The organism is Candidatus Mycolicibacterium alkanivorans, assembly GCF_022760805.1.
In the GTDB taxonomy this organism is placed as follows: Bacteria; Actinomycetota; Actinomycetes; order Mycobacteriales; family Mycobacteriaceae; genus Mycobacterium; species Mycobacterium alkanivorans.
Map to the genome: position 1 here is coordinate 1,736,039 of NZ_JAIVFL010000001.1, position 24,822 is coordinate 1,760,860.

At 65.8% G+C, this 24,822-nt stretch carries 20 protein-coding genes and 7 pseudogenes; 18 read left to right on the forward strand and 9 right to left on the reverse strand.

What is annotated here, in order from left to right:
• The first annotated feature begins 16 nt into the window (after nucleotides 1-16).
• From K9U37_RS08760 to K9U37_RS08795, 9 genes are all read left to right on the forward strand, one after another.
• Complete coding sequence (locus K9U37_RS08760) at nucleotides 17-160, forward strand: hypothetical protein (protein ID WP_243071358.1); 144 nt, start codon at nucleotides 17-19, stop codon at nucleotides 158-160.
• 116 nt (nucleotides 161-276) lie between these two features.
• A complete protein-coding gene (locus tag K9U37_RS08765) occupies nucleotides 277-2,379 on the forward strand; it encodes a bifunctional phosphatase PAP2/O-acyltransferase family protein (RefSeq protein WP_243071359.1) in 2,103 nt (700 codons plus the stop codon).
• 774 nt (nucleotides 2,380-3,153) lie between these two features.
• Nucleotides 3,154-3,345: a cation-transporting P-type ATPase gene (locus K9U37_RS08770; RefSeq protein ID WP_243071360.1), complete on the forward strand. Its 192-nt coding sequence runs from the start codon at nucleotides 3,154-3,156 to the stop codon at nucleotides 3,343-3,345.
• Nucleotides 3,346-3,371: 26 nt separating this feature from the next.
• Nucleotides 3,372-3,563, forward strand: a complete 192-nt coding sequence (locus tag K9U37_RS08775) for a hypothetical protein (RefSeq protein ID WP_243071361.1) — start codon at nucleotides 3,372-3,374, stop codon at nucleotides 3,561-3,563.
• Nucleotides 3,564-3,584: 21 nt separating this feature from the next.
• Nucleotides 3,585-3,824, forward strand: coding sequence for a hypothetical protein (locus K9U37_RS20720; protein WP_504871052.1), 240 nt, complete (start codon nucleotides 3,585-3,587; stop codon nucleotides 3,822-3,824).
• The gene (locus tag K9U37_RS08780) at nucleotides 3,716-3,940 is read left to right on the forward strand and encodes a P-type ATPase actuator domain-containing protein (RefSeq protein WP_243071362.1); all 225 of its coding nucleotides are present in this window, start codon (nucleotides 3,716-3,718) and stop codon (nucleotides 3,938-3,940) included. The genes K9U37_RS20720 and K9U37_RS08780 overlap by 109 nt, the downstream gene beginning before the upstream one ends.
• 139 nt (nucleotides 3,941-4,079) lie before the next feature.
• A complete protein-coding gene (locus tag K9U37_RS08785) occupies nucleotides 4,080-4,868 on the forward strand; it encodes an HAD-IC family P-type ATPase (protein ID WP_243071363.1) in 789 nt (262 codons plus the stop codon).
• Nucleotides 4,865-5,584 carry a cation transporting ATPase C-terminal domain-containing protein gene (locus K9U37_RS08790; protein ID WP_243071364.1) on the forward strand — a complete coding sequence of 240 codons (720 nt, stop codon included), beginning with the start codon at nucleotides 4,865-4,867 and terminating at the stop codon, nucleotides 5,582-5,584. Before K9U37_RS08785 ends, K9U37_RS08790 begins: the two co-directional genes overlap by 4 nt.
• 132 nt (nucleotides 5,585-5,716) lie before the next feature.
• Nucleotides 5,717-8,521 carry a cation-translocating P-type ATPase gene (locus tag K9U37_RS08795; protein WP_243071365.1) on the forward strand — a complete coding sequence of 935 codons (2,805 nt, stop codon included), beginning with the start codon at nucleotides 5,717-5,719 and terminating at the stop codon, nucleotides 8,519-8,521.
• A 41-nt stretch (nucleotides 8,522-8,562) separates the two neighbouring features.
• On the opposite strand, the gene K9U37_RS20455 is transcribed toward K9U37_RS08795, so the two are convergent.
• Both K9U37_RS20455 and K9U37_RS08800 read right to left on the reverse strand, forming a co-directional pair.
• Nucleotides 8,563-8,793, reverse strand: a complete 231-nt coding sequence (locus K9U37_RS20455; RefSeq protein ID WP_372489455.1) for a transposase — start codon at nucleotides 8,791-8,793, stop codon at nucleotides 8,563-8,565.
• Nucleotides 8,766-9,294: pseudogene (locus tag K9U37_RS08800) on the reverse strand (ISAzo13 family transposase); the annotation flags it as partial. The pseudogene K9U37_RS08800 and the gene K9U37_RS20455, both read right to left, overlap by 28 nt.
• Nucleotides 9,295-9,995: 701 nt before the next feature.
• Between K9U37_RS08800 and K9U37_RS08805 the strand changes: the two are divergent.
• Both K9U37_RS08805 and K9U37_RS08810 read left to right on the forward strand, forming a co-directional pair.
• Nucleotides 9,996-11,471 carry a glutamate--cysteine ligase family protein gene (locus K9U37_RS08805; RefSeq protein ID WP_243071366.1) on the forward strand — a complete coding sequence of 492 codons (1,476 nt, stop codon included), beginning with the start codon at nucleotides 9,996-9,998 and terminating at the stop codon, nucleotides 11,469-11,471.
• 443 nt (nucleotides 11,472-11,914) lie between these two features.
• Nucleotides 11,915-12,601 (forward strand): annotated as a pseudogene (locus tag K9U37_RS08810) (ISAzo13 family transposase); the annotation flags it as partial.
• A 228-nt stretch (nucleotides 12,602-12,829) separates the two neighbouring features.
• On the opposite strand, the gene K9U37_RS08815 reads toward K9U37_RS08810, so the two are convergent.
• Nucleotides 12,830-13,021, reverse strand: a complete 192-nt coding sequence (locus K9U37_RS08815; RefSeq protein ID WP_243071367.1) for a hypothetical protein — start codon at nucleotides 13,019-13,021, stop codon at nucleotides 12,830-12,832.
• Nucleotides 13,022-13,051: 30 nt separating this feature from the next.
• Entirely contained in the window at nucleotides 13,052-13,192 is a 141-nt protein-coding gene (locus K9U37_RS19855) for a helix-turn-helix domain-containing protein (protein WP_243071368.1), read from the reverse strand.
• Nucleotides 13,193-13,863: 671 nt separating this feature from the next.
• Here K9U37_RS19855 and K9U37_RS08825 point away from each other — a divergent pair.
• Together K9U37_RS08825 and glgB are read left to right on the forward strand one after the other, a co-directional pair.
• The gene (locus K9U37_RS08825) at nucleotides 13,864-14,127 is read left to right on the forward strand and encodes a hypothetical protein (RefSeq protein WP_243071369.1); all 264 of its coding nucleotides are present in this window, start codon (nucleotides 13,864-13,866) and stop codon (nucleotides 14,125-14,127) included.
• A gap of 135 nt (nucleotides 14,128-14,262) precedes the next feature.
• Complete coding sequence (gene glgB, locus K9U37_RS08830; protein WP_243071370.1) at nucleotides 14,263-16,482, forward strand: 1,4-alpha-glucan branching protein GlgB; 2,220 nt, start codon at nucleotides 14,263-14,265, stop codon at nucleotides 16,480-16,482.
• Between the two features lie 408 nt (nucleotides 16,483-16,890).
• Here glgB and K9U37_RS08835 read toward each other — a convergent pair whose 3' ends face one another.
• Both K9U37_RS08835 and K9U37_RS08840 read right to left on the reverse strand, forming a co-directional pair.
• Nucleotides 16,891-17,244, reverse strand: a complete 354-nt coding sequence (locus tag K9U37_RS08835; RefSeq protein ID WP_243071371.1) for a hypothetical protein — start codon at nucleotides 17,242-17,244, stop codon at nucleotides 16,891-16,893.
• 75 nt (nucleotides 17,245-17,319) lie between these two features.
• A pseudogene (locus K9U37_RS08840) lies at nucleotides 17,320-17,568 on the reverse strand (IS110 family transposase); the annotation flags it as partial.
• Between the two features lie 514 nt (nucleotides 17,569-18,082).
• On the opposite strand from K9U37_RS08840, the pseudogene K9U37_RS08845 reads away from it, so the two are divergent.
• A pseudogene (locus K9U37_RS08845) lies at nucleotides 18,083-18,310 on the forward strand (transposase); the annotation flags it as partial.
• 57 nt (nucleotides 18,311-18,367) lie between these two features.
• On the opposite strand, the gene K9U37_RS08850 reads toward K9U37_RS08845, so the two are convergent.
• Nucleotides 18,368-18,802 (reverse strand): CBS domain-containing protein, encoded by a 435-nt coding sequence (locus tag K9U37_RS08850; protein ID WP_243071373.1) that lies wholly within the window; start codon nucleotides 18,800-18,802, stop codon nucleotides 18,368-18,370.
• A 503-nt stretch (nucleotides 18,803-19,305) separates the two neighbouring features.
• Nucleotides 19,306-19,653: pseudogene (locus K9U37_RS08855) on the reverse strand (transposase); the annotation flags it as partial.
• Between the two features lie 59 nt (nucleotides 19,654-19,712).
• On the opposite strand from K9U37_RS08855, the pseudogene K9U37_RS08860 reads away from it, so the two are divergent.
• The 3 genes and pseudogenes from K9U37_RS08860 to K9U37_RS08870 form a co-directional block, all read left to right on the forward strand.
• Nucleotides 19,713-20,159 (forward strand): annotated as a pseudogene (locus tag K9U37_RS08860) (IS1634 family transposase N-terminal domain-related protein); the annotation flags it as partial.
• Nucleotides 20,160-20,375: 216 nt separating this feature from the next.
• Nucleotides 20,376-21,894 (forward strand): annotated as a pseudogene (gene istA, locus K9U37_RS08865) (IS21 family transposase).
• On the forward strand, nucleotides 21,891-22,679 hold the full coding sequence (locus tag K9U37_RS08870; protein ID WP_243071375.1) for an ATP-binding protein: 789 nt from the start codon (nucleotides 21,891-21,893) through the stop codon (nucleotides 22,677-22,679). Before istA ends, K9U37_RS08870 begins: the two are co-directional and overlap by 4 nt.
• A gap of 196 nt (nucleotides 22,680-22,875) precedes the next feature.
• Here K9U37_RS08870 and K9U37_RS08875 read toward each other — a convergent pair whose 3' ends face one another.
• Nucleotides 22,876-23,949 (reverse strand): class I SAM-dependent methyltransferase, encoded by a 1,074-nt coding sequence (locus K9U37_RS08875; protein ID WP_243071376.1) that lies wholly within the window; start codon nucleotides 23,947-23,949, stop codon nucleotides 22,876-22,878.
• Nucleotides 23,950-24,315: 366 nt separating this feature from the next.
• Here K9U37_RS08875 and K9U37_RS08880 point away from each other — a divergent pair, with 366 nt between their 5' ends.
• The gene (locus K9U37_RS08880; RefSeq protein ID WP_243071377.1) at nucleotides 24,316-24,735 is read left to right on the forward strand and encodes a hypothetical protein; all 420 of its coding nucleotides are present in this window, start codon (nucleotides 24,316-24,318) and stop codon (nucleotides 24,733-24,735) included.
• Nucleotides 24,736-24,822 lie beyond the last annotated feature (87 nt).

The window sequence follows — 24,822 nt, forward strand, 5'->3', positions numbered from 1 at the left end:
CGAACTGATCTGGTACATGGCGCAGTTCGAGCGGCTGGCGGACGGCAAGGACATCGACCCGGATTACCCCCTGCGCCACATGCAGCGCGACTTTGGACGGGAGACACTCAAGCGAATCGTGGCCGGCCGCCTGCAACATAGGAGATTCGCGCCCACCTGACCCCTCTGGAAGTAGCCTCTGCCCGGTCCCTGGTGGTGAATCTGGGGCCCCCGCTCGCGGTGGTGGGTCGGTGATTCGCTCAACGTGGGGAGCCAGATCGACATGTATATTGCTGCGTGGCGTTGCTCGACCTCAAGGGGTCGGGCAAGGCTGGCGCTGTGGTTCTGGATGCCCGGCGTGTGGGATACCAGGGCACGCTGCAGCGTGTTAACTCTGGGGATGTGACCGCCGAACGGGTTCGACTGCGCACTCGCCCACCGCTGTGGCGTGAGCTGTTGGCGGGTCTTTGCGTCTTTGGGGTCTACGTTTTGGTGGCCGCGTTACCTGAGTCGGGACGGCGCGCGATAGCCGACCGAAACGCGCTGACTTTGCTGGCTTTCGAGCAATGGCTGCACATCGATGTCGAGAAGGCCCTCAATACGTGGCTGGTGGCCCATCCGATACTGGTGGTCGTCGCTAATTACGAGTACGCCTACGTGTATGTGATTAGCGCTTTCGGGCTTGTGTTCTGGCTCTACTTTCGCCACCCGAATGAGTATCCAGTTGCGCGCGATTCGTTCATCGTGCTCAACCTGCTGGCCATCGTCTGCTTTGCGCTGTTTCCGCTGACCCCGCCGCGGTTGCTGCCCGAATTGGGATATCTCGATACCGTCGTCGTGGGCACCACGTTCGGATCGTGGGGGTCACCGCTGATCTCACATGCCAACGAGCTGGCTGCGATGCCGTCGCTGCACGTGGCGTGGGCGTTGTGGGTCAGCGCGATTCTGGCCCGAGGCCGGCATGCGATCGCGCTGCAAGTCGCGGCGGCGGTCCATGTCGCGGTGACGGTCGTGGTGATCGCTGCGACCGCCACCCATTTCGTGGCCGACGCCATACCGGCCGTTCCGCTGGTCTGGCTCAGTGTTGTGCTGGCGGTGCGGCTTCGTGGCCCCGCCGACTCGGAGCCGGTACCGGCTGCTGACGCGTTCTTCCTTCATGTGGAAACCGATGCTGCGCCACAGCATGTGGGCGGAATGGCGGTGCTGGCCCCCTCGGGCCCGAGCACCCCCACGCTGGATCAGATCCGCGCTATCGTTCGCGACGAGGTGCCGAACATGCCGCGGTTTTGCCAGCGCCTCAGTGCGAGTTCGACGTGGCGCCGGTGGCGGTGGGTGCCCGTCGATGCCGCCGAGATGGATTGGGACTGGCATGTCAGCGAGCGCGTGGTTGTGCCGGACGGCGGTGTCGACACCGTCGACGTGGCGTCGGCCGTGTTGAGTTCGGTCGTCGCCGAGCTGGCCGCCGCACCGCTGCCGCGCGACAGGCCGATGTGGCGGATCGTGCTCGTCCGCGAGATCTCGCCCAGACGCTGCGGACTGTTGTTGCTTGTGCACCATTGTGTGGCCGACGGCATGGGCGTCGTCGCGCACGCGTTGCATATCGTGCGCCCTCGCATAGAGGTGCCGACCGGCCGGAATCCGCCACGGGGTGCGGTGCGAACGGCTCTTGCCACTGCTAAGGGGTTGGCTCAATTGGCCACCGACGGCACGGCGCCCGCGAAACTGGGGGTTGGTTCACCGGCCCGACAGTTCGCAACTACTGTGCTCGATCTTGATGCCGTTCGGTCGCTTGCCCATGATCACCGCGCCACGGTGACAGAGGTGCTGCTCACCTTGGTGGGCACCGCAGTGGACCAGACACACCCCGCATTCGCTGAGGCGCTTGGCCAACGCCTGCGCGTGGCGGTCCCGGTCCCCGTCATGCTGGACGAACCAGGCTCCACACTCTCGGGCAACGTGACCGGAGCGGTGATGATCGACCTCCCGCTGGGCGGCTTGGACCCAGCCTCCCGGTTGGCCGACATCCGGGGGCGCAGTGCGCGGCTGCGCACCCCTACCCGCGCGCTGGCTTCGCGATTCGTGATGGCGCGCCTGCTCGAACTCCTGCCGATTCCGCTGCAACGGTGGTTCGCACGCTCCGTATATGGCGCACCGTTCCTTCAGGCGATCGTGTCGAACATGGCCGGTCCACCGATCCCCACGTTCATCAGCGACGTCACGCTGGACCGGGTGGTGCCCATCCTCCCGCTGGCCCCCGGCGCCCCGCTGGCTGTCGGCGCCCTGAGCTGGACCGGCGAGCTGGGGATCGGTGTCGCGGTCGATTCGGGCCTGCTCAACGCCGACTGGTTGGCCGCCGGCATCATCCAGGCTGCCGAAGCGCTGTCGGTGGCTAAGGCCTAGCGCCGACCGGTCTGCGGCGTCGCCTCACCGCCGACCCAGGTCTACGGGTGCCCGACGGCGAGGCGATCTGCTTGGGACTGCAAAACGCAAAGAGATTATTGCGCAGGTTCGAAGGGCCTGCCCTCATCCGCCGCCGATTCGGTTCACCCGTCGTTGACGTGACCTGTCGTCGAGTCGTCGTCGCGATAGCATTCACCACAGTTGGCGCACCGCAATTCACGAACCATGCCGGCAACTTCTCGGGTGACGATGTAGTGCGCTTGAGCACCGCAACTTGGGCAGCGTGCGTCACCTTGCTCAACGACTTCACCTATGGCCAACTGTCCTCCGTGATGCAGTCGGAAGCAGTCCCACGCTAGCGCCGCTGGATGGGTGAGCAACGTGTCGCTTCAATTGTGGCAGGGTTCCCGTTCGTGGTGGCAACCCGGATGGCCCGTAATCCTCGGCGTGTCGGGAGGAACGCGATGCTGCGGGGTGCGTTCGACCTTACACACTGCGGATCGGTGACGTGGTGATTCTCGGTAAAGTTGCCGACGGCACACGCCGCATCCGCTACTCCGGTGTACTGGTCACCGTCGCGGCGAGTCCTGTCGGCCAGAGTTCGGGTGGCCCTTGAGCTCCGCTCCTTTCCCCTGCGTGCGTCTCTCTAAACTGCTGTCGATGGTCGAAACACCCCCGCGGTTCCGGTGATGACGAGACAACTTTCACGCGGGTCAATGGTGTTGCAGCCTGGCACGCCAGGCGCGTTGAAGCTGTCGAGGAATCCTTATCGACGTGCCGCATGGCCTTTCGGCCGACGAGGCCGTCAACCGGCTCCACCACGGTCTCAACGAGCTGCGCTATGAGCTTCCGCCGAGTGTGTTGGTGATCTTCCTCCGACAGTTCTCCAGCACATTCATCGTGGTGTTGTTGGTGGCCGGTCTGGTGACCCTGGTCATGGGCGAGAGCTGCTCGACACGCTCCTGATCGCGGTAGCGCTGCTGCTGAATGCGGTGATCGGCGTCTACCACGAGCGCCGCGCCGCCGATGCGGTCCGGGCGCTCATGCGTCTTGTCGTGCCGCGCTGCAGGGTCGTGCGTGACGGTCACGAATGGGACATCGACAGCCGCGAGTTGGTCCCGGGGATGTCGTGCTGCTGGAATCCGGCAGCCGGGTGCCAGCCGATCTTCGGCTATCCGCGGTGAACGCTGACGATTGACGAGTCACTGCTCACGGGCGAGTCGCTGCCGGTCACCAAGACCACCGCTCCGGTCAGTGAAAACGCCGTCACCGCCGATCGCTTCGGTACGGCGTTCACCGGCACGATCGTGGCGAACGGGCGGGACGCGGATATGTGGTGGCCACCGGTGAGGACACCGAGCTCGGATCGATCGCGGAACTCATCCGCACCGAAGCGGTTGGCGAGCTGCCGCTGCAAGCCCGAATGGCCAGATTCGCCCGCGTGATCGGCATCGCCGTGCTGGCCGCTTCCGTCATTGCGTTCATGTCCGGGTTGGCGTTGGGCGAGTCAGCCGGTCACGTGTTCCGCGTTGCGGTCGCGATGGGACCGAGAACCGGATGACGGTGCAGGAGGTCGGTTCTACCGCGCACCCGATGACCTTCGCGCGGCGACAGCCCCTCATTACGACTGGCGCTGATCACGGGCGCGCTGACCAATGAGGCCGACCTGGTGCACGCCCCGGAAGGGACGACGTCAACCGGTGACCCGACCGAGGTTGCTCCAGGAGGAGTATCCGCTCGTCGTCGAGACTCCCTTCGAGTCGCACCGGCGGTATTCGGCAACCATCCGCGACTACGACGGTGCTCGGGCGGTGTTTGTCAAGGGTGCGCCCGAGCAGGCCATCGCGATGTGCGCGACGATGCTCACCGACAGCGGCCCGGTGCCGCTGGACGCTGATGCGGCGCATGCCGCGGCCCGTGAACCGGCTGCCCGTGGCCTTCGGGTCCTTGCCATGGCCTACCGGCGGCTGTCTGCGCATGCCATCCACGCGCACGCCGATGGTGCCGAACCCGCACCCGGCGAGCGGGCAGATCCAGATGAGTTGGTGCTGCTGGGAGTTCAGGCGATGATGGATCCCCCGCGGGCGGGCGTGCGCGCGGCTATTACCGCATGCCACCAGGCCGGTGTGCTCGTCGCGATGATCACCGGCGACCACTCGATCACTGCGCGGGCGATCGCCGCCCAGCTCGGCATCCTCAACGACCCGCACGAGCGGGTGCTCACCGGCACCGACCTGACGCATCTCGATGACGAGGCGCTGCGCCGCCTCGTCGAGGACGTGTCGGTCTATGCCCGGGTGTCACCCAACGACAAGCTGCGCATCGTGCGGGCGCTGCAGGACCGCGGCCATGTCGTCGCGGTCACCGGCGACGGCGACAGCGATGCCCCGGCGCTGCGGGCGGCGTCGGTCGGTATATCGATGAGCCAGGGCGCCACCGATGTAGCCCGTGAGGCATCGGACATGGTGCTCTCCGACGACAACTTGTGAGCATCGTTGCCGCCAGCGAGGAGGGACGGATCGCCTTCGCCAACATCCGCAAGGTGACATTCTTTCTCATTTCCACGGCGCTCGCCGAAGTGGCAGCCATCCTGGTAGCGCTGTGGCTGCGCTGGCCCATGCTGCTTGCCCCGGCACAGATCCTCTGGCTCAACCTGGTCACCAACGGCGTGCAGGACCTCGCCCTGGCCTTCGAGCCAGGCAGCCGAGACGTCCTCAAACGACCACCCAGGCCCCGGCGCGAGGGCATCCTCTCGGCGACGATGTGGGAACGCACCGCCATCGTCGGTGTGGTGATGGCCGCCGGCGCACTGTTCATGTTCAACTGGCAATTTGATCGCGACCGCTCGCTGGTCGCCGCTCAATCGGTCACGTTGACAACTCTGGTGTTGTCCGAAGCCTTCCGGGCGGGCAACGCCCGCTCCGAGAACCGGTCGCTGTTCACGCTGAACCCGTTGGCCAACCCGTTCCTACTCTGGGCGTCGCTGGGCGCCCTGAGCCTGCACATCGCCGCGATGCACCTGCCTCCGTTCCAGTATGTGCTGGGCATCGAACCCATCAGCGGTGCCGCCTGGATAAGGGCAGTCCTGGTCGCGGCGACGATCCTGGTCGCCGTCGAGGCGCGCAAAGCCTTCCGTCGCCGGCACCCGATCCGTGCCCGGCCACTGCGACAGCGCCCGACACCAAGGGCGACCCAAACGGAATGAGCTGAAATACCACGACGAACGACCGCCCGCTGTGCTGAAGCGCCACCAACGTAGTCCGCGGGAGTCGACGCATTGCTGGTGGCGGGGATATCCGCGCCCGAGACCGCGCAGAGCCAAGGTTCGGTGTGATGTGTGACCTTCGACTCTTGGCTGCACGACGCCCGTCGTGCCAGGCTCCACGCGGTGGGCTCCGCGGTGGTTTCAGCAGAGTTGTTACCGCATCATCCGCACGCCTCGCCGGTCGCAGGTGTTGTGGGTGAGTTGGCTGTCGACCCGTCGGTTGGCCTCAGCGAGGTCGAGGTCGAGCGGCGTCAGAAGCTGTTCGGGCGCAATCTGCTTGCGACGCGCAGGCCAGTCTCGGACATCAAGCTGCTGGTGCGCCAGTTCGCGAGCCCCGTGGTGGCCTTGCTCGCAGCGGCGATGGCGGTGTCATTCTTGTTCGGTGAGTGGCAGCAGGCGACGGCGATCGCCGTTGTACTGTTGATCAACACGGCGATCGGCTACGGCACCGAGCGCAGGGCGGTGCGTTCGATGGAGGCGTTGCGAACGCTGGGCGGTCGCAACGCGCGGGTACGCCGGGACGGCCGGTCCGAGGTGGTCAGCGCCGACGCCTTGGTGCCGGGCGACGTCGTGCTCTTAGAGGCCGGTGACGTCGTGTCCGCCGACCTGCGATGCGTGGGTGGCGCCGCATTGAGTGTCGACGAGTCCGCGCTTACTGGTGAGTCGGTGCCGGTCGAGAAGACCGCGGAGCCGAATCCGCAGGCGGCGGCATTGCACGAGCGCGCCGCAATGCTGTTCAAGGGTACCCATGTGATCGGGGGCAGCGGCGAGGGCATTGTGGTGGCTACCGGGTTGTCCACCGAGCTTGGCCGCATCACCGAGTTGGTCGAGGAGGCCCAGGAAGACAGCTCGCCGTTGGAGGACCACCTGGCCCGCCTGTCCCGCCAGCTCATTTGGCTGACCATGGGGTTGGCGTCGGTCGTCGCCGCGGCGGGGCTGCTCACCGGCCGCCCGGTGCCGTTGATGATTGAGACCGCCATCGCGCTCGCCGTGGCAGCGATCCCGGAAGGCCTGCCGATCGTGGCCACGCTCGCGCTCGCCCGCGGCATGCTGCGCATGGCCCGACACAACGCGCTCGTCGAGAACCTCTCGGCGGTGGAGACGCTCGGCTCAACCACCGTGGTGCTCACCGACAAGACCGGCACACTGACCGAGAATCGCATGGCCGTCGAGCGTGTGGTCACCGCCACCGGTGCATTCTGGTTCGACTATCAGACCCGCACCGTGCTCGCCGCCGGTGTGCCGATCGACCCGTCCGCCGATGCAGAACTCACGCGCGCGCTGCTAGTTGGGGTGTTATGTGGAAACGCCGACTACGACGCCGAGACCGATTCCGGCAGCGGCGATCCCATGGAAGTCGCGCTGCTGCGCGCCGGTGCACTGGCAGGGTTGTATCGCGGCGAACAGCTGACCCTGTTCCCCGAGGTCGCCGAGTACCCGTTCGACCCCGCCACCAAATGGATGGCGACCGCGCACCGCGATCACGACCAGTATTTTGCTGCGGTCAAGGGAGCGCCCGAAGTAGTGCTGGCTCTGGCAGATCGCACCGGTATCGCGCCGGGGCCGTTCGACGACCGCGCCAAGGCGGCGTGGCTCGACGTCGCTGAGCAACTGGCGGCCGACGGGCTCCGCGTGCTCGGGCTCGCCGCTCACCCATGCGCGGACCCGCAGCAACCAGTTGGCGGTGGGCTCGCATTCGTCGGGTTGGTGGCACTGCGTGACCCGCCGCGGGCCGACATCGCCGACGCGGTGAGTTCGCTCTGCCGCGCCGGCATCGGCGTCGTTATGGCCACAGGAGACCATCCGAGCACCGCGCTTGCCATCGCCCGCGAGGTCGGCATCGCGGCGCCCGGCGCGACCGCCACGACCGGAGACGAACTGTCAGGCCTCGAGGACGCGCCCGAGGCGGTGCGCAGCGAGATGGCGCGCAGGCAGGTATTCGCGCGGGTTAGCCCGCGCCAGAAACTCGACCTGATCGAGCTCTTCCAAGGCGAAGGCCAGATCGTGGCCATGATCGGCGACGGTGTCAATGACGCGCCGGCCCTGACCAAAGCCGACATCGGCGTCGCCATGGGCAAGCGAGGCACCGAAGTGGCACGCGACGCGGCCGACATGGTGCTGCTCGACGACCGCTTCTCGACAATCGTGACCGCGGCGCGAGAGGGCAGAGTCATCTTCGACAACATCCGCCGCTTCGCGATCTATCTACTCTCCTGCAACTTCGCTGAGGTGCTGGTGGTCGCGCTCGCCGTGTTCGCCGGCCTGCCGCTTCCACTGCTGCCGCTGCAGATCTTGTTCCTCAACCTCGTCACCGACATATTCCCGGCATTCGCCCTGGCAACCGGGGAAGGCGAAGGCGACGTGCTCGACCGGCCGCCACGACGGCCCCAGGAGTCCATCATCTCGGCCGGCCAATGGCGCATGATGGCGGGCTACGGACTGGTGATCGCCGCCAGTGCCCTGTTGGCGCTCGTCGCTGCCAGATACTGGCTGGGGTTCGACACCGCGGCAACGACGACAGTGTCGTTCCTGACCATCGCACTGGCCCAGCTGTGGCATGTGTTCGACATGCGCGGACGCGGCAGCGGGGTGCTGCGCAACGCCGTTACGCGCAACCGGCTGGTGTGGTACGCGCTGGCGCTGTGCGTGGGGCTGATCGTGGCGGCGCTCACCGTCCCCGTGCTGGCTACGGCGCTGCAGATCGGGGCGATCGGCGTCGAAGGTGCGGCGCTGGCCGTCGGGTGCAGCGTATTACCACTAGCGGTGGGACAAGTGTGGCTGGCGGCTGGCCCGGTCGCAATACCCGGCGACAGGGCCGACCCACGAACGGGGCGACGTCACCGCCGCGACAGCCAAGTCCCCAACGGTGTTGACTGATGCTCGATTCATCGACTTAGGGCCCGTAGAGAAATAACGCCCTACTGCCATGAATGTGGATGATGTCCCGTGCGGTATGGGAGTTCGAGAGTGACGGGTCCGCAGGCCGGGAGAACGAGAGCGAGGGCGGCCTCGGCGCTGTGGAAGCCATAGGCGCGTCGGATGAGAAGCCGGACCTTGGTGTTGAGCCCTTCATGGCGGCCGCTGGAGAGCCCGAAATAATCTATGGCGCTTCGGCGTGTCGTGGCTTCGGGTGGAGTGTGTGGTTCCATTCGCCATGGAAGTTTGTGGCGAGCCAGAACGCCCTCGGTTTCAAGGGCTTTCATCTGCTAGTCGGGGATGGTGACCCCGGTGGGATAGGTCGCTTGGTCGAGTTCGGCGTGAACGGTCAACCCGGTGCTGGTGGTGGTGGCCGCGATAGTTTCCACGATCACTTCGTGGCTGGTCAGAGGTCGCCCGCGCCAGTTCATCGAGATGTGGGAGAACAGGCGGTGCTCGATTTTGTTCCACTTGCTGGTGCCCGGCGGCAGGTGGCAGACGGTGATCGTCAGCCCGGTGTCGGCGGCGAGGGCGGCCAGCTCGGTCTTCCACTGCCGGGTGCGGTACCCGTTGGAGCCGCCGCCGTCGGCGCTGATCATCAGTCGAGTTGCGTCGGGGTGCAGGATCATTCCGGCGTCGCGCCACCAGGTGCGAACGGTGTTGACCGCGAACGCGGCTGTGTCGTGGTCGGTGCCCACCGACACCCATCCGGTGTTGGCGCCCACGTCGTACAGATCTTGGCCATTTCTTTGTAGTGCAGGCCTTCGACATCGGCGTAATAGACCACGATCCGGAACTTTTCGGGCACGGCCAGCACGGCGTCTCGAATCATGCTGTCCGGCCACCTTTCCAGCGCTTGGTCCTCGGCAGACGACTGCCGCGTGAAGCGATGGTGGGTACTGGCCGCTAGCCGCGCGTCGCCTACCTGTTCGATCGAACACTGGGCAGGCTGCCGCTGAGCCTTGCGGTAGCTGCCGATATGGGTATTGGTCATGATGCGGTGCAGGTCGCCAACCCGGCTACCCTCACTCCCAGCAGCGTCCCGCCATGGGGAATTACGTGACGGCCACCCCTGGGGAATTGCGTGACCGCGGACACCCAGTCATGCCCAGCGAGCTTGCCGCCGGACCGCACCGTGTCATGCGCCGCAGAATCGTGGTCACAGCCGGTGGAGTCTGGTATACGTGAACGGGCTCTGCGGTGCCTGTTCTTCATCCTCGATTTGGCCCGAACTTGTCGGAAATGCCGGTCTGCGTGACCGATGCAGTTCATCCTCACAGACATTCGAGGACTAGATCCCGATGTCACCGGCCGCTAAGGTCATTGGTCCTCAAAGGCTGTGCTTCTATCCCGTCAGGATGCAGCACGAGTGGCTTGCGGGAACGCTGTGCTGTGGCGGGAGTCGACATAGAGCAGCATCGCGAGGAGGTGCGCCGTGGGTGAGCGCATCGAAGCGTCCGCCCTCGTCGTCGGCTTCGACCGCGAAGTGCAGCACAGGCTTCGGCGATGCGTTGCCGCGATGCAGCGCATGGTCGACGGCGGCTGGTTCATCGGCCATGAGGACACCATCGGTATGGAGGTGGAGCTCGATCTCGTGGACCCATTGGGCCGGCCGCGCCTGGTCAACGACGCGGTCCTGGCACGCCTGGGACGGGCGGATATGCAGCAGGAACTCGGCAAGTTCAATGTCGAGCTGAACTTGGCTCCGCGCCGGCTGCAAGGCCGTGTGCTCCGCGACAGCGAACGCGACCTTGTTGCCGTGCTCGACGGCTGCAGAGCGCGGATCGAGGGCCTCGGTGCTCGGCTGCTCACCGTCGGCATGCTACCCACCCTCAGCGCCTGGCAGCTGACCGCCGAGCGGATCTCCACCAACCCGCGCTACACGCTGCTGTCCCAGCGTATGCGCGCCGCTCGTCGCAGGCCGTTTCTGGTACGTATCGCCGACGGGTCTGAGCCGGTGGAGTTCACCACCGACTCGGTCGCTCCCAATGCCGCCACCACCAGCCTGCAGCTGCATCTGAGGGTGCCGCCGGACAGGTTCGCCGCCTACTACAACGCCGCCCAAATGATCGCCGGGGCGCAGGTCGCGGTCGCCACAAACTCGCCGTATCTGCTCGCGCGGCAGGCATGGCAGGAAACCCGCATCCCGCTGTTGGAGCAGCTGCTCGACACCCGGCGCCGCAGCGAGGTCCAGGGCCGTGCGCCGATGCGCGTCCGGCTCGGTGACCGGTGGGTCAACGGCCCCGTGGAACTTTTCGACGAGATCGTGCGGCTGTATCCGCCGCTGTTTCCGATGCTCGAGGCCGAGGATCCCGATACCGCCATCGCGGCCGGCTGTGTTCCAGGCCTGCGTGAGCTTCGGCTACACAACGGCACGGTGTGGCCGTGGAACCGGCCGGTCTACGACGTCCAGGACGGGCGCCCGCAGTTGCGTATCGAGAACCGGGTACTGCCCAGCGGACCGACCGTCGTCGACATGGTCGCCAACGCCGCGTTCTACTACGGACTGGTCCGCGCAATCATCGACAGCGAGCCTGCCCCGTGGAGTCAGATACCGTTCGCGGCGGCCGAGCAGAACCTGCACCGCGCGGCGCGGGACGGGCTGGCGGCGCGGCTGTGGTGGGAGGGCGTCGAGCACCCAGTCGACCAGCTCACCCGCAAGGTCCTACTGCCGGCCGCCGCGGCCGGGCTCGACGCCTGGGGGGTGGATGCCGACGACCGCGACCGCTACCTCGGCGTCATCGAGGCGAGGGTTCGGGGCGCTCGTACCGGCGCTACCTGGCAGATCGCAGCGGTGGGCCACCTCGAGGAGCACGGCATGGAGCGCATCGCGGCGCTGCGCGAGATGACTCGGCGATATGCCGAGAACGCCCGCACCGGCACCCCAGTGCATGAATGGCCCGTGCCATAAACTGCGTCATCAACCCCAGCATCGGAGCCTCGATCGTGCTCCTGCCCGCAGCGGCGGGCGGCTCTCTTTGATTTCACGCCGTGACGAGTTTCCACGAACGACACCGCAGTGCGAATCAGCTCCAGCCGCCTGTCAAACAGCCTCGGCGTTGACGAGACAAGTAGAGCTCGCAACCGCGCAGCGAAACGTGGAACCTTTACCATAAGCCCTGAACTATGGGCTAGCGCAGTAATTGATTAGGCTTTTGTGTCGTCCACACTTGTGGTGTGACGCTGCCTGCTGTGGACTCCGATCCGGTCGCCGCCCGTTTGTTGTTGATCCGCCCGCATCTGGATGAGCGGGCGTGGCGATTGTTGCTCGGCGCGGAGGCCAAGGTGCTGGGTCGGGGCGGGATCAAGCTGGTCGCTGCGGCCGCTGCGGTGCATCCGGATATCGTGGCGGCCGTCGTCGGCAACTACAAAGCTGCCGGCCGCGAATGGGAGCCCGCCGGGTCACCCCGGCAGGTGCAGGTGCACGACTTCGCCGACAAGGCCCAGGGCAAGGTGGCCCCCTACGGGGTCTACGACATCGCCGCTGACACCGGCTGGGTCAACGTCGGCACCGACGCCGACACCGGCGCGTTCGCGGTGGAATCGATCCGCCGCTGGTGGACCACGATGGGCGCCATCAGCTATCCCGGCTCGGACAAGCTGCTGATCACCGCCGACTCCGGCGGGTCCAACGGATCCCGGCTGCGGCTGTGGAAAACCGAACTCGCCGCCTTCGCCACCGAGGCCGGACTCGACATCACGGTCTGCCACCTGCCGCCCGGCACCTCCAAATGGAACAAGATCGAACACCGGCTGTTCTCCGCGATCAGCCGCAACTGGCGCGGACGCCCCCTGGAGTCCCACGAGGTAGTCATCGAAACCCTGAGGGCGACAACCACATCCACCGGGCTGACCGTGAACGCGGTGCTTGACACCACCACCTACGAGCGCGGCATCAAGATCACCGACAAGCAGATCGCCGCCCTCGAAGCCACCCGGCTGAACCGTCACGAGTTCCACGGCGACTGGAACTACACGCTCACAGCCGATCACACCGCGACACGCCCAACTGAAACCACCCTATTACTGCGCGCCCCCTAACGTCCCGAAAAGGAACAACGTGCCGTCCGATCCGGTCACGTGTTGCCCGGCGTTCAAGATGAGCATGACGGCGTCACTTTCGGTGAGGACGAACACGCGGAGCTGGTGTGCATGCTGACGCCGTGGTGTGCACGGTGACGGAGTGACTGGCAGTGGTCGTGTTTATGGTGACGGACGACGATGGGCATGCGAAATCGGCGGGCATGGCGGTCCGCGCCCGCGACGGCGTCAGCCCGGCGGAGCGAGCAGCCGCCCACCCGAGTACAGCCCGACGAGATTCCACACCGGCTCGGTCAAGCCCAGCCGCCGACGCGTCCACCAGGTCGTTGCGGCGAGCACGGTGAGCGCGTCACGCAGCAGGTTGCCGGTGATGGCCAGCTCGTTGAACGCGTCCGGGTCGACCCGGACCAGCACCTGCACGCCGCGCTGGCACAGCCGGTCGAGATGATCTCAGCCGTGGGTGCGACGCAGCCATCGGCGCACGGTCGACGGGGAGCGGCCCAGCGCGGTGGCGATCCGCCGATACCCCAGGCCCGCAGCCTTGCGGACCAGGGCGGTCCCGATCACCTCGGTGCTGCAGACACGAGACACCAGGGTGGTCTACTACAGCGTCACCGCGGAAGGGGCCACCTCGTGTTGGCGTCGAGGGCTCGGAATCGGCTCTGCGCCAACCGATCTACCCGGCTCCGGACCGTCACCTTGACGACGAACCCGGCACCGGGCAGTTGCTCGCACCTGGGGCTGGCCCCCGTTATCGTCATGATGTCGGCGCACACGATCGGTCCACTCGTCTGCATCCAGAATGACGCGGCCGACTCCATACCGAGTGCCGCTCAACGTGTTGCCCAGCATGCCCATGAGCGCGACGAGCAGAACGATCAGTCCAACCGATGACAAGCATGACGGCCCCTCCGATCCAGTCGAAGACCTCCATGACCAGCCTGCGTGACCAGTTGTTGACAGACATTGTTAACGCCCAGCGTGGGATGCGTTGACGCGCGCGGAAGGGGAGGAGCTGCTCCGATGACGAAACAGCCGACCAGGCCGGTTCTCGACGGCGAGTGAATACCCCGCGTGGAACCTACGTTGGGCCGAGGGGTCAAAATTCAGTTGCCGTTGAGCATTTAGCCACTAGTGCGGGGGCGTTGAAGGCAAATAGCGTCGGTGAGGTCGGGGTAGATAGTTTCGCAGGTTCGTTCTTGGTACGCGAGCAGCGGCAACAGCAGAGTCATTAGGCCATTAGTTTAGTTAGGAGCGTGATCATGACGGAGACTCCGCAGAAGAACGTGGCGGGCTGGGCTGAGATGTCCGATGACGTGCTCGAATCGGTCGAAGCCGGTCGGACGACAGCGATCGAGGCTGTGCGAAAGTTCGTTGATGCAGTGACTCCCGTGCTCGCCGACCAGTCGCGGCGCAAGACCGTCGTCGACGCCGCCCTAGACTTGACCGAGGAGCTCGTCACGGCGCGAATCGAGTTCTTGCGCGCCGTCGTTCGAAGTGCGGGCCAGACGCTAAGCAAGGAGTGAGTGGCCGCCGCCACGGTGGTTGATTGGTCCGATTTGGTCCGGTCGCTTCTGCGCTGTACGTCGACCGCCAGGATGGTGGATGTGCCGCGTGACGGGCCGCGCGATCGACGGCGCTTGGTCGGGGAGGGAACGGTTATGAGTGCACCGGTCGAACTCGGGGGTTCGGTCTGCCGAGCGGATCTTGAGCGGCTCCTGGCGGGTGATCATCCCGACCCGCACCAGGTCCTGGGCCCGCACCTGGAGAAGGCCAGCGACGGGCGGGTGCGGGTGGTGATCCGCGGCTGGCGCCCGGATGCTGCGGGGATGGCGGTGCTGAGCGGCGGGGCGCGCATCGAGATGCGCCGCATTCACGCCGCCGGTGTGTTCGCCGGCGTGCTGGAGGCGGATGCCGTGCCCGCTTACCGCCTGGAGTCGACCGACCGCAACGGGACGACGACATTCTTTGATGATCCCTACGGATGTTGGCCGACGCTGGGGGAGATGGATCTGCACCTGCTGGGCGAGGGTCGGCATGAGGGGTTGTGGCGGCATTTGGGCGCCATTGTGCGCGTGCATCAAGGGTTGCGCGGGACCTCGTTCGCTGTCTGGGCTCCGAGCGCCAGAAGTGTGCGTGTTGTCGGGGACTTCAACGGCTGGGACGGGCGGGTTCACCCGATGCGGGTGCTGGGCAGCTCCGGGGTTTGGGAGATCTTCCTGCCGGGAGTGGGGCCGGGGGCTTGCTACAAGTACGAGGTGGTCAGCCAGGGCGGGCACCTCGGCTTGCGGGCCGACCCGTTCGCCTTTGCTGCGGAGGTGCCGCCCGCCACCGCCAGCATCGTCACCGCCAGCACGCATGAGTGGCAGGACGCGCAGTGGATCGCCGATCGTGCCAGCGTGGACCTGATGCGCGCCCCGGTCTCGATCTATGAGTGCCATCTGGGGTCGTGGCGGCAGACCCGCAACGACGACGGGTCGTGGCGCCCGCTGACCTATCGGGAGGCCGCCGAGATCCTCCCGGGGTACGTGGCCGATCTCGGGTTTACGCACGTGGAGTTCCTTCCGCTGGCGCAGTATCCGTTCTCGGGCTCCTGGGGGTACCAGGTGACCGGGTACTACGCGCCGGCCGCACAGTTCGGCAGCCCGGACGACTTGCGGTACCTGGTGGATCGGCTGCACCAGGCCGGGGTCGGGGTGCTCGTCGACTGGGTGGCGGCCCACTTCCCCAAGGACGACTGGGCCCTGGCCCGGTTCGACGGCACGGCGCTCTACGAGCACGCCGACCCCCGGCAGGGGGAGCACCCGGACTGGGGCACGCTGGTGTTCAACTACGGCCGCCACGAGGTCCGCAACTTCCTGCTGGCCAACGCCTTGTACTGGATCGAGGAGTTCCACATCGACGGCCTGCGGGTGGACGCGGTCGCCTCGATGCTCTACCTGGACTACTCGCGCTGCGAGGGGGAATGGGTGACCAACCGGTTCGGGGGCCGGGAGAACCTCGAGGCGATCAGCTTCATCCAGGAAGTCAACGAGGTGCTCTACCGGCACCACCCGTCGGTGATGATGGTCGCTGAGGAGTCGACGTCCTGGCCGGCCGTTTCCCGCCCCACCTCGTTGGGTGGTCTGGGGTTCGGGTTCAAGTGGAACATGGGGTGGATGAACGACACCCTGGTGTACTTCAGCAAGGATCCGGTCCATCGCCGGTTCCATCACCACGATCTCACGTTCTCGTTGCTGTACGCGTTCCACGAGAACTTCATCCTGCCGCTGAGCCACGACGAGGTCGCCCACGGCAAGGGTTCGCTGCTGGCCAAGATGCCCGGGGACCGCTGGCAGAAGTTCGCGAACCTGCGGGCGCTTCTGGGGTGGATGTGGGCCCATCCCGGACGGCAGTTGCTGTTCATGGGCGCCGAGATCGCCCAGAACGACGAATGGCGGCACCACGCCAGCCTGGACTGGCACCTGCTGGGCTACCCCGAACACGCCGGGGTCCAGCGCCTAGTCGCAGAACTCAACGCGGTGTACCGCCACGAGCCGGCCCTGTGGGAGCAGGACTTCGACTGGCCGGGGTTCTGCTGGATCGACCCCAACGACGCCGACCATAGCGTCCTGTCGTTCCTCCGCTTCCCGGTGAGCGACCAGGGCGTCGTGGCGTGCATCGCCAACCTCACCCCAGTGGTCCGCCACGGCCATCGGGTCGGGCTCCCTCGCCCGGGTCGGTGGGTGGAGATCCTCAATACCGACAGCACCCAGTTCGGCGGCAGCGGCGTCACCGTCGGCGACCTCACCGCAGAGCCGATCGGCTGGAACGACCAGCAGTACTCGGCCTCGATCACGCTTCCCCCACTGGGCGTCGTCTGGCTAGCGCACCAGGGGTAGCGCTCGCCGAAGACACGGTCCATGACGGCTAGGTACAATGTGCCGTCGTCGATGGGGGATCTCGGTGATCCCGCCGCACCACGTCTTCGCCAGACGACACCTGGTCGCTGGCGCCCTGTCCCGCGGGGGCTGCATCCTGCTCCCCATCGTCTTGATCGGCGTCGGGCTCATCATCCTCATCGAAGGTCATGCACTTCGGTCTTCGACCACAACCGAAATCAGGCGCATCATCTGCAGTACGGCCTCATGGAATCGATCAGCGCCAGCTGTCGGGCGTGTGATCACGGCTGAATGCCGGATCCCCAACCGCTTTCGCGTGAACCCGCCCATAAATCGTGATCCAGAGTCTCGGCCAGCCCCGGTGTGATCGGCGGAGGAATGCAGCGCGATGAGGAGGACCAATTTCAGTCAGCCGACACCCTCATCGACCGCGCCATCGACGACGTGCCCGACGAGGGACATTCGCACGCCCGGGGGCCTTACGAGCCCGGCTCCTTTGGCTGGGCGCTGGACGAGGAGTAACTCCCCGCCTCGCCGACGTGCTGAAATTCGTCCCTCACCGTAGTGCGGCAACCGGTGCGAAACGTCAAACATGATCGCGGGACTGGGAATGGATCGATGGTCATGATGGCGTGTACGGGAGAAGTCCCCGGCCGCGGCCACGATCGAGATGTCGGCGATGGCATCGACGCCGGGAATGGTCATTAACCGGGCCACCATCGGGTCGGTGAGCGCTTCTTCGACCAGATCCTTGTCGACCAAGGCCAGTTCATGGGCGTGAAAGTCCAACTGCCGCAACAACGCCGGCACACTAGCGCGTTCATCGTCGGGTAGCGGCTAACGTGAGAGCCAGTGCTGGCCGGTCTTGCCGAACAAATCCGACACCGGCGGCGTCGGTGCGAGGTTACGGGCCAGGATCGCGTGCACCTGATTCTTCAGCCGAGTCCGTTGACGCACCACGTGAGCACGACGCATCACCTGACGGCGCAGACTGCGGGTCCGATCATCGGGCAGCCACACCGGCGGCAGAAAATCCGCCGCCAGCAACTGCGCCAAGATCCGCGCATCGACCTTGTCGGTTTCACCTTCGCCTCGGCGATCGCCCGCGTCTTGGACGGGTTCGACACCACCACACGGCCCACCAGCGGGGTGAGCAGAGTCGCGATCGCATCGCTGTTTCCGGTGGTTTCCAACGCCACCTCATCATCCGGGCGCAATTCAGACGCCCACGTGCGCAACGCTTCTGGCGTCATCCCGATCTTGCCTTCGTCGCGGACGATCCCGTCTTCCGACGGCCAACTGCGCGAACTCGCGATGGACGTCCACCCCGATATAACGAGTCACCTCGACTCCCTTCTCCCTAGATTTCACTTGGAGGGGAACCGCTGGGACGGAACGACACCTACGGATACGCGCTCGCAGCGCAGTCGGACAAGTCGCAGGGGCGGCCAACTACTAACACGGGCTCGCAGCCCATCGAGCAAGAACGGCCTGCCCATACGTGTTCCCCGAAAGGCCCCCTGTTCCGGACGGTCGCACCGTACGCCCAGCACACCTGACCAGGCAAGACAGAACACCACGCGGGCCTCCACCCCATTTCATACCGGGTACCAACAGCATCGAGAGCCTGAACTCGCGCATCCGCAGGGCGGTCAACGCCCGCGGTCACTTCCCGACCGAGCAGGCCGCCCTCAAGTGCGTCTATCTGGCAATCATGAGCCTCGACCCCACCGGCAAAGGCCGACAACGCTGGATGAACCGATGGAAGGCACCCCTCAACGCGTACGAGATCGCGTTCCCTGGACGACTGACCCAAGGCCGAAAGTAACACTACGACAACCAGTTACACCGTTAACTTGACAGTCTCGGGCTATATCGACCCGGGTCAGTGGCTGGTGATTGCTGGGGGTGAGCAGATCGCCTTGATGAATTGGCCGACGGCATGTTCGGGGAGATGACGCGCGATGTCGGCCTCGCTGACGATGCCGACTAACCGGTGGTTCTCAATGACCGGCAGGCGGCGGACCTGGTGTTCTTCCATCAGGTTCAGCATTTCTTCGATGCTGGCATCGGCGTCGATGTGGTAGGTGCTGCCTTGTGCCAGCTCGCCAGCGGTCGTGGTGGTCGGGTCGTGGCCGGCGGCGATGCATTTGATGACGATGTCGCGGTCGGTGATCATCCCGTGCAGCCGGTCATCGTCGCCGCAGATCGGCAAGGCCCCGACACCGAGATCGCGCATGTGTTGGGCTGCGGCGGTGAGGGTTTCGTGCATGCCGACACATGTCGCTCCGGTGTGCATAATGTCGTGGGCGGTGGTCATGATGTCCTCCTGTGATGTGCGCCAACGCGCCGAGTCGATGTAGAGATGCCCGAAACCTACGGCCAGCATTGGCGCGGCTCTAGAGTCCTTTTACCCTGTCGGCGTCGGTAATGCGCCCATGTTCGGGGCTGCGGCCATCTCTGCCGGGTGACGAATCAGCGGCACGCGGGCAGCGACAAACTTACCTCTGACGTGACCGAATCCGGTAGAGAAGCAGCGAGGTGGCACAGTCATGGACTTTCGGCCATGCAACGGTGACCTATTGCCCCGCCTGTGTGTTGACGAACGTACCGATGATGGGGCTCGACATGAAGGCCAAAGTCGGGGACTGGTTAGCCTCGATTTTGCGTGCGAATTGGTCGGAGTGCGGTTCGGGGTCGGCTGGGGCTGTTCGGGCGCGGTTTCGGTGGGTGGGTGTGACGGTTTGGCCGGTGTCGCTCGGTGTGGCGGGCTTTCCAGGGCCGGTGGGTCTTTCGGGTCGTGGTGGACGGGTGGCGCGGTGGTCAACCGAAGGCGGTGCGCAGGCGCTGCCATGCGGTGGCGATGGCGTGGGCCCAGCGCCATGTGGCGTCGATGCGCAGGTGGGTGCGTCGGGCGGCGCGGGTGATGCGGGCGGCGACGTGCAGGACGCGGTAGCGGAAGGTGTCGATCTCGCAGCCGGCGATGTCGGGCTGGTCGGCGAAGCCGATGAGTTTGGTCCAGGCCACGAGATCGGTTGCGGTGAGGATGATTTCGAGCCAGGCAGCGTTGGCGTCGAAGCCGTGGCAGGGCAGGTTGCGCAGCCCGGTGGTCTTGGCCTCGCGGATGCGGTCCTCGACGCGGGCGTGTTGGCGATGCCGCAGTTCCAGGCCAGGTGTTTTGCGCCTGACTTCGCGATAGAGATCGGCGTGTCGATCAGACAACATCGGGTGTGTACCTGCGGGAGACGAAGCGGCGCAACCGCGACGGGTCGACGGTGTCGTATCTGCAGCTGGCGCACAGCGAACGCCACCCGGTCACCGGGGTGCCCTCGGCGAAGGTGATCCACAGCTTCGGTCGCGCCGATGCCGTGGACCGAGATGCGCTGGCCCGGTTGGTCGCGTCGATCTCGCGGTTCCTCGACCCGCAGCAGGCGATCGCCGCCGCGCACACCGGCGAGATCGAGGTGCTCGATTCGCGGCGTTTCGGCGGGGCGTGGGTGCTGGACCGGTTGTGGGACCGGCTCGGCATCGGCGCAGCACTGCGCCGTGTGGCGGTCGGCCGGCGTGTCGAGGGCAGTGCGGTCGAGCGGGTGTTGTTCGCACTGGTGGCCCAGCGCGCCCTGGAACCGGGCAGCAAGCTGGCCGCCACCCGGTGGGTCGGCGAGCAGGCTGCGATCTGTCGGCGGACGTGAAAAACTGCCCACAGGCGGACATGAAAGTGCCCGTTGGCGGCCAATAAGAACTGCCCACTGGCGGACACGGAAGTGCCCGCTGGCGGACATGAATCTGCCCGGACCTGTTTGATGCCGTGCGGCGCGTCAGCGCCGTGGCGGCCTCTCCTGTGGTTTTGATGTCGATGCCTAATTCGAATCGAAACCGCAGGAGAGACCTACGTGAAGTCTGATGGAGAACTCATGGAAATACTCAATGCCTACGACCTGACCGGGTCGTATCGCGCTGCCTCCGACCTGTGCGGGTGCTCGCATCACACGGTGAAGAAAGCGGTCGAGGACCGCAGTGCTGGGTTGCCTCCGGCGACGCGGCGGGCCCGCATGATCGACGACTGGCGCGACCTATTGGAGGCCTGGGTCGCCGATTCGAAAGGCAAGATCCGCGGCGACAAAGCCCACGACAAGCTGGTGGCGCTCGGGTATGGCGGCACTGACCGCACCACCCGGCGTGCGGTGGCGGAAATCAAATCGCAATGGCGACTGGGCAATACACGGGTGCACCGGCCCTGGATCACCGAGCCCGGACTGTGGCTGCAGTACGACTTCGGCGACGGCCCCCTGGTGGCCGGGCGTAAGATCGTGCTGTTGGTGGCGTGGTTGGCGTGGAGCCGCTACCGGGTGGTGATCGCGTTGCGGGACCGCACCGCACCCAGCGTTTTTGCCGGCCTGGACCGCGTTTTCCGCCTCGTCGGTGGTGCCCCGACCTACCTGCTGACCGACAACGAGAAGACCGTCACGACCGGACACATCGCCGGGGTCCCGGTCCGCAACCGGGCCGCGGTCACCTTCGGCCGCTATTACGGCATCTGCGTGTTGACCTGTGCGCCGGCCGACCCGGCGTCTGAAGGTGGGGTGGAGAACGCGGTCAAGCTCGCCAAGGCCGACATCGTGCCCACCGACACCAACCTGCTGCCCCAGTACGCCAGTTTCGCCGAGGTGGAAGCGGCCTGTGCGGGCTTCAACGTCGAGATCAACGCCCGCGTGCACCGCGCCACGGGTCGCCGTCCGGTCGAGATGCTGCACCAGGAACGTCCAGCCCTGCACGCGATCCCCGAGCTGCCCCACACCGCCGCGTTGGGGGTGACCCGCCGGGTTCCCGACAACACCCCGATGGTCACCTTCGAACACTGCCAATACTCGCTTCCGGCAACACTATTGGGTCAGACCGTGTGGATCCGCCATCATGGCGGGACCGACGAAGTCGTGATCTGCGCCCTCGACGACGGCGGCCCCATCGAGGTGGCCCGGCATCACCGTGCCACCCCCGGCAGCCCCGCGATCGATGACAGTCATTTCCCCGAGCACCGCGACAAGGTTCCCGGTGACTACCGTGTGCGGGCCCGCACCGCGGGTGAGCAGACATTCCTGGCGCTGGGGCCGGGTGCGGCGGTGTGGCTCAAAGAAGCCGCCGCCGTGGGCACCGAACGGATCGTGGCAGAAGATGGCCCACGCCGTGGAACTGTCCGCGTTGGCCGGCCGCGCCGACGTCGACTGGGCGCTCGGGCACGCCGCCGTGCACGGCCGGTTCGCCACCGGCGATCCCGATTCCATCCTCGCGGCCAAAGGCTTGGATCTGACGCGTCGCGGCGCTGGTGAGGACACGTCGCTGGCGCAAGGAACCAGCGGGTGGAACCTGTTCGGCTGCACCAGCATTGGCGATCCCGAGGAAGGTATCGCATGACCACCGTGACTCCTGCCGCACTGTCTGCTGCACAGTTGCCACCCGAGGTGGAATCGTTGATGCGTGGGCTGCGGTTGCCGCACGCCCGGGCGATCGCCGCCGACGTGCTGGCCACCGCCCGCGCGCAACGCTGGGATCCCACCGAGGTCATCACAGCGTTGCTGACCGAGGAAGCCGCCGGACGGGCCCGCTCCATGCTGGCCGCCCGCCGCAAAGCCGCCGGCTTCCCGACCGGCAAAACCTTCGACGTGTGGGACCCGGGCGCGTCGTCGATCCCGCTGCCCACCCAGCAGGCGCTGCAGACCCTGCAATGGGTGGGCCACCGGGAGAATCTGGTGGTCTGCGGGCCGGCCGGCACCGGCAAGACCTTCTTCCTCGAAGCACTCGGGCAGAAGGCCATCGAGGCCGGAATGCCGGTGGCATGGTTCACCCTCGAACAGATCGGGGTGCTGGTGCGGGCCCATCGCGCCGATGACTCCCTGGGCAAGGCGGTGGCCAAGATCGTGCGCGCCGAGCTCGTCGTCATCGACGACGTCGGGCTCTTACCGGTCGGTGCCGACGCCGCCGAGGGGCTCTACCGCATCGTCGAAGCAGCCTATGAACGCCGATCGGTGGCGATCTCATCGAACCTTCATCCCAGTGGCTTCGATGAGCTGATGCCCAAGACGCTGGCCACCGCGACCATCGACCGGCTGCTGCACCACGCGCACCTCTGCCAAACCAGCGGCGATTCCGTGCGCCAGGCCCAAGCCCTACACGGGAAAGGAGTCCAACCCTTGAACTGACAACGGCCTCACCGACCGGTGGCGGACACACCCCTCACGGGCAGATTCGTGTCCGCCACTGGGCAGTTCTTATTGGCCACCTACGGGCACTTCTCATGTCCGCCCACGGGCAGTTTCAGCTGTCCATTGACACTTGGGCTTCATCTGGACCAAAACCGCCGACGACTTCCTCAACAAAGTCGACCATCAACAAACTTCACACACCGACCACTGGTCCAGCGTGCCAACCTGTCTTCTGGTACACGAGCCAGCGCATCTCGATCGGGCAGTTCTCACGTTCGACGTCGAACACGTCGAGGCCGCTAACCCACTCGGCGTACCAGCTCGTGGGCGGCCAGGCGCCGTCGGGCAGGTGCGCTTTCTCGTACTCGTATACGGAGTCGTCGGCGACCAGCTCGAGAGGCAATTGCGCTGCCGCGCTCGACATCTCGTGTTGAGTGAAGATTTTCGTATACATCTGCTGCCCGAGTTCTATGGCGGCGTTGTCGGGTGTGTAGCCTTCGCGCGGCAAGAAGGCGTTGAACACCAAGCGACCGCCGGGCGCCAGGCACTGGGCGGCGAGTTCGAACAGACCGCGCAGCTGCTGCGTCGTCCGGAAATCAGACACCACCTCGGAGAGGAGAATCAGCCGATAATCGTGCCGGAGATCATCGCTCCTCGAGAAGACGTCACGCTGGATGACGCGCACGTCGAGCGATTCCCGTGCGGCGTCCGAGCGGATCATGTCGGCGAACTTCGCGGTCATCTCCACCACGTCGACCGGATGGCCGCGGCGTGCCAAGGCCAGCGCATTGCGCCCGGTTCCCGCGCCGATGTCGAGCACCCGATGCGTCGTGGGGTCGGCTGCTTCATTCGCCAGCGCCCACACGCGCGCATCCGGTTCGGTACCGAACAGTGGCGGCTCACGGGTGCTTATCCAGTTCTCGTAGGCGGCCTCGACCGTCCACCAGTGGGTATTGACGTGGTAGTTCAGGACCGTCCCGACGGGAGCGTTGTACGTGATGACGATGTTCGATCGCTGAGAAGTCGCGTAGGCCTCCGCGAGTTGGCCCTCTAACACGGTCCTGAGATGACCGAGCTGTTCGGCCGTGAACGGTGTGCCCAGACCGGCGAAGAGGGTGTCACACATCCTCACGTACTCGTCGATCATGCCCGGAGCGGCGGGCAGCGAGATTTCCCCGGTGGCCACCGATCGGCGATACAACCGCCGGGCCATCGCTTCGCGCAGCAACAGCGTCGGATCGACGTGTCTGTGACGCATATTATTCATCTATTATTCATCGGATCCCTTCTAGCGACCGAGACCGCTTCTGCTGGGCACCCATTCGCGACAATCAGCTGACGGTGGCTGAAGTGCGCGGGCGTGTCGCCGTGCGCTTCACCTGCCAACGATAGGCAACACGGCGCTGCGGCGCGCGGCTTTACCGAGAAGTACCGCAGGTAACCGGATAACGGCATTCACGGTGATGTCCAACTGGGTCGCCGTTATCATCGCCTCATGCCGGATTCAAACGAAGATGTTCCAGCCCAGTCTGACGTAACGTCTCTCGAGGAGACGCCACGACGAGAGGTGTCCCGGTCGGCGGTGCAAATAGCACCACAAGGTGTGTCCCGCTGGGTTGCGCCAGCGGCCCTGATGATCGCGGTGGTCGCTGTCGCTCTTGCCATTTGGGCCCTGACGAGTGCATCGTCTGACTCGTCTGCAACTGCCAATCTGCCCGGCGACCCGAAAACGCGCGTTTGCACCGCCTTCAATACGGTCGCCCAAGCGGTGCAGTTGAACAGTAACCTCGACCTCGGCCCCGACCCGGTGGCGCTGGAGGCAGTGGCAGGTAACGCACGCTTGGCGCTGGTCGGTGGCGGCCAGTATCTGCTGTCCCGCCTCGACGCGGCAACTCCGCCGGAGCTGGCCGATCCTGTTCGCTCCTTCGCGAACGATCTGCAAGACGTCGGGATACACGCGTTGGCTGGAGCGGTGAACACCGAGCCCGAACAAGCTGAGCGGATGACTCAAGCCGATCTAACCAGGAAGCAAATCACCGACTTGTGCAAGTAAGCGCTTGCCGGGTCATGGCGGTGTTCGCGTGGCTGTTGCCGGTGTAGGAGGCCCCGGGCGGGGTGGGCGGAAGTGATTAACTAGGGC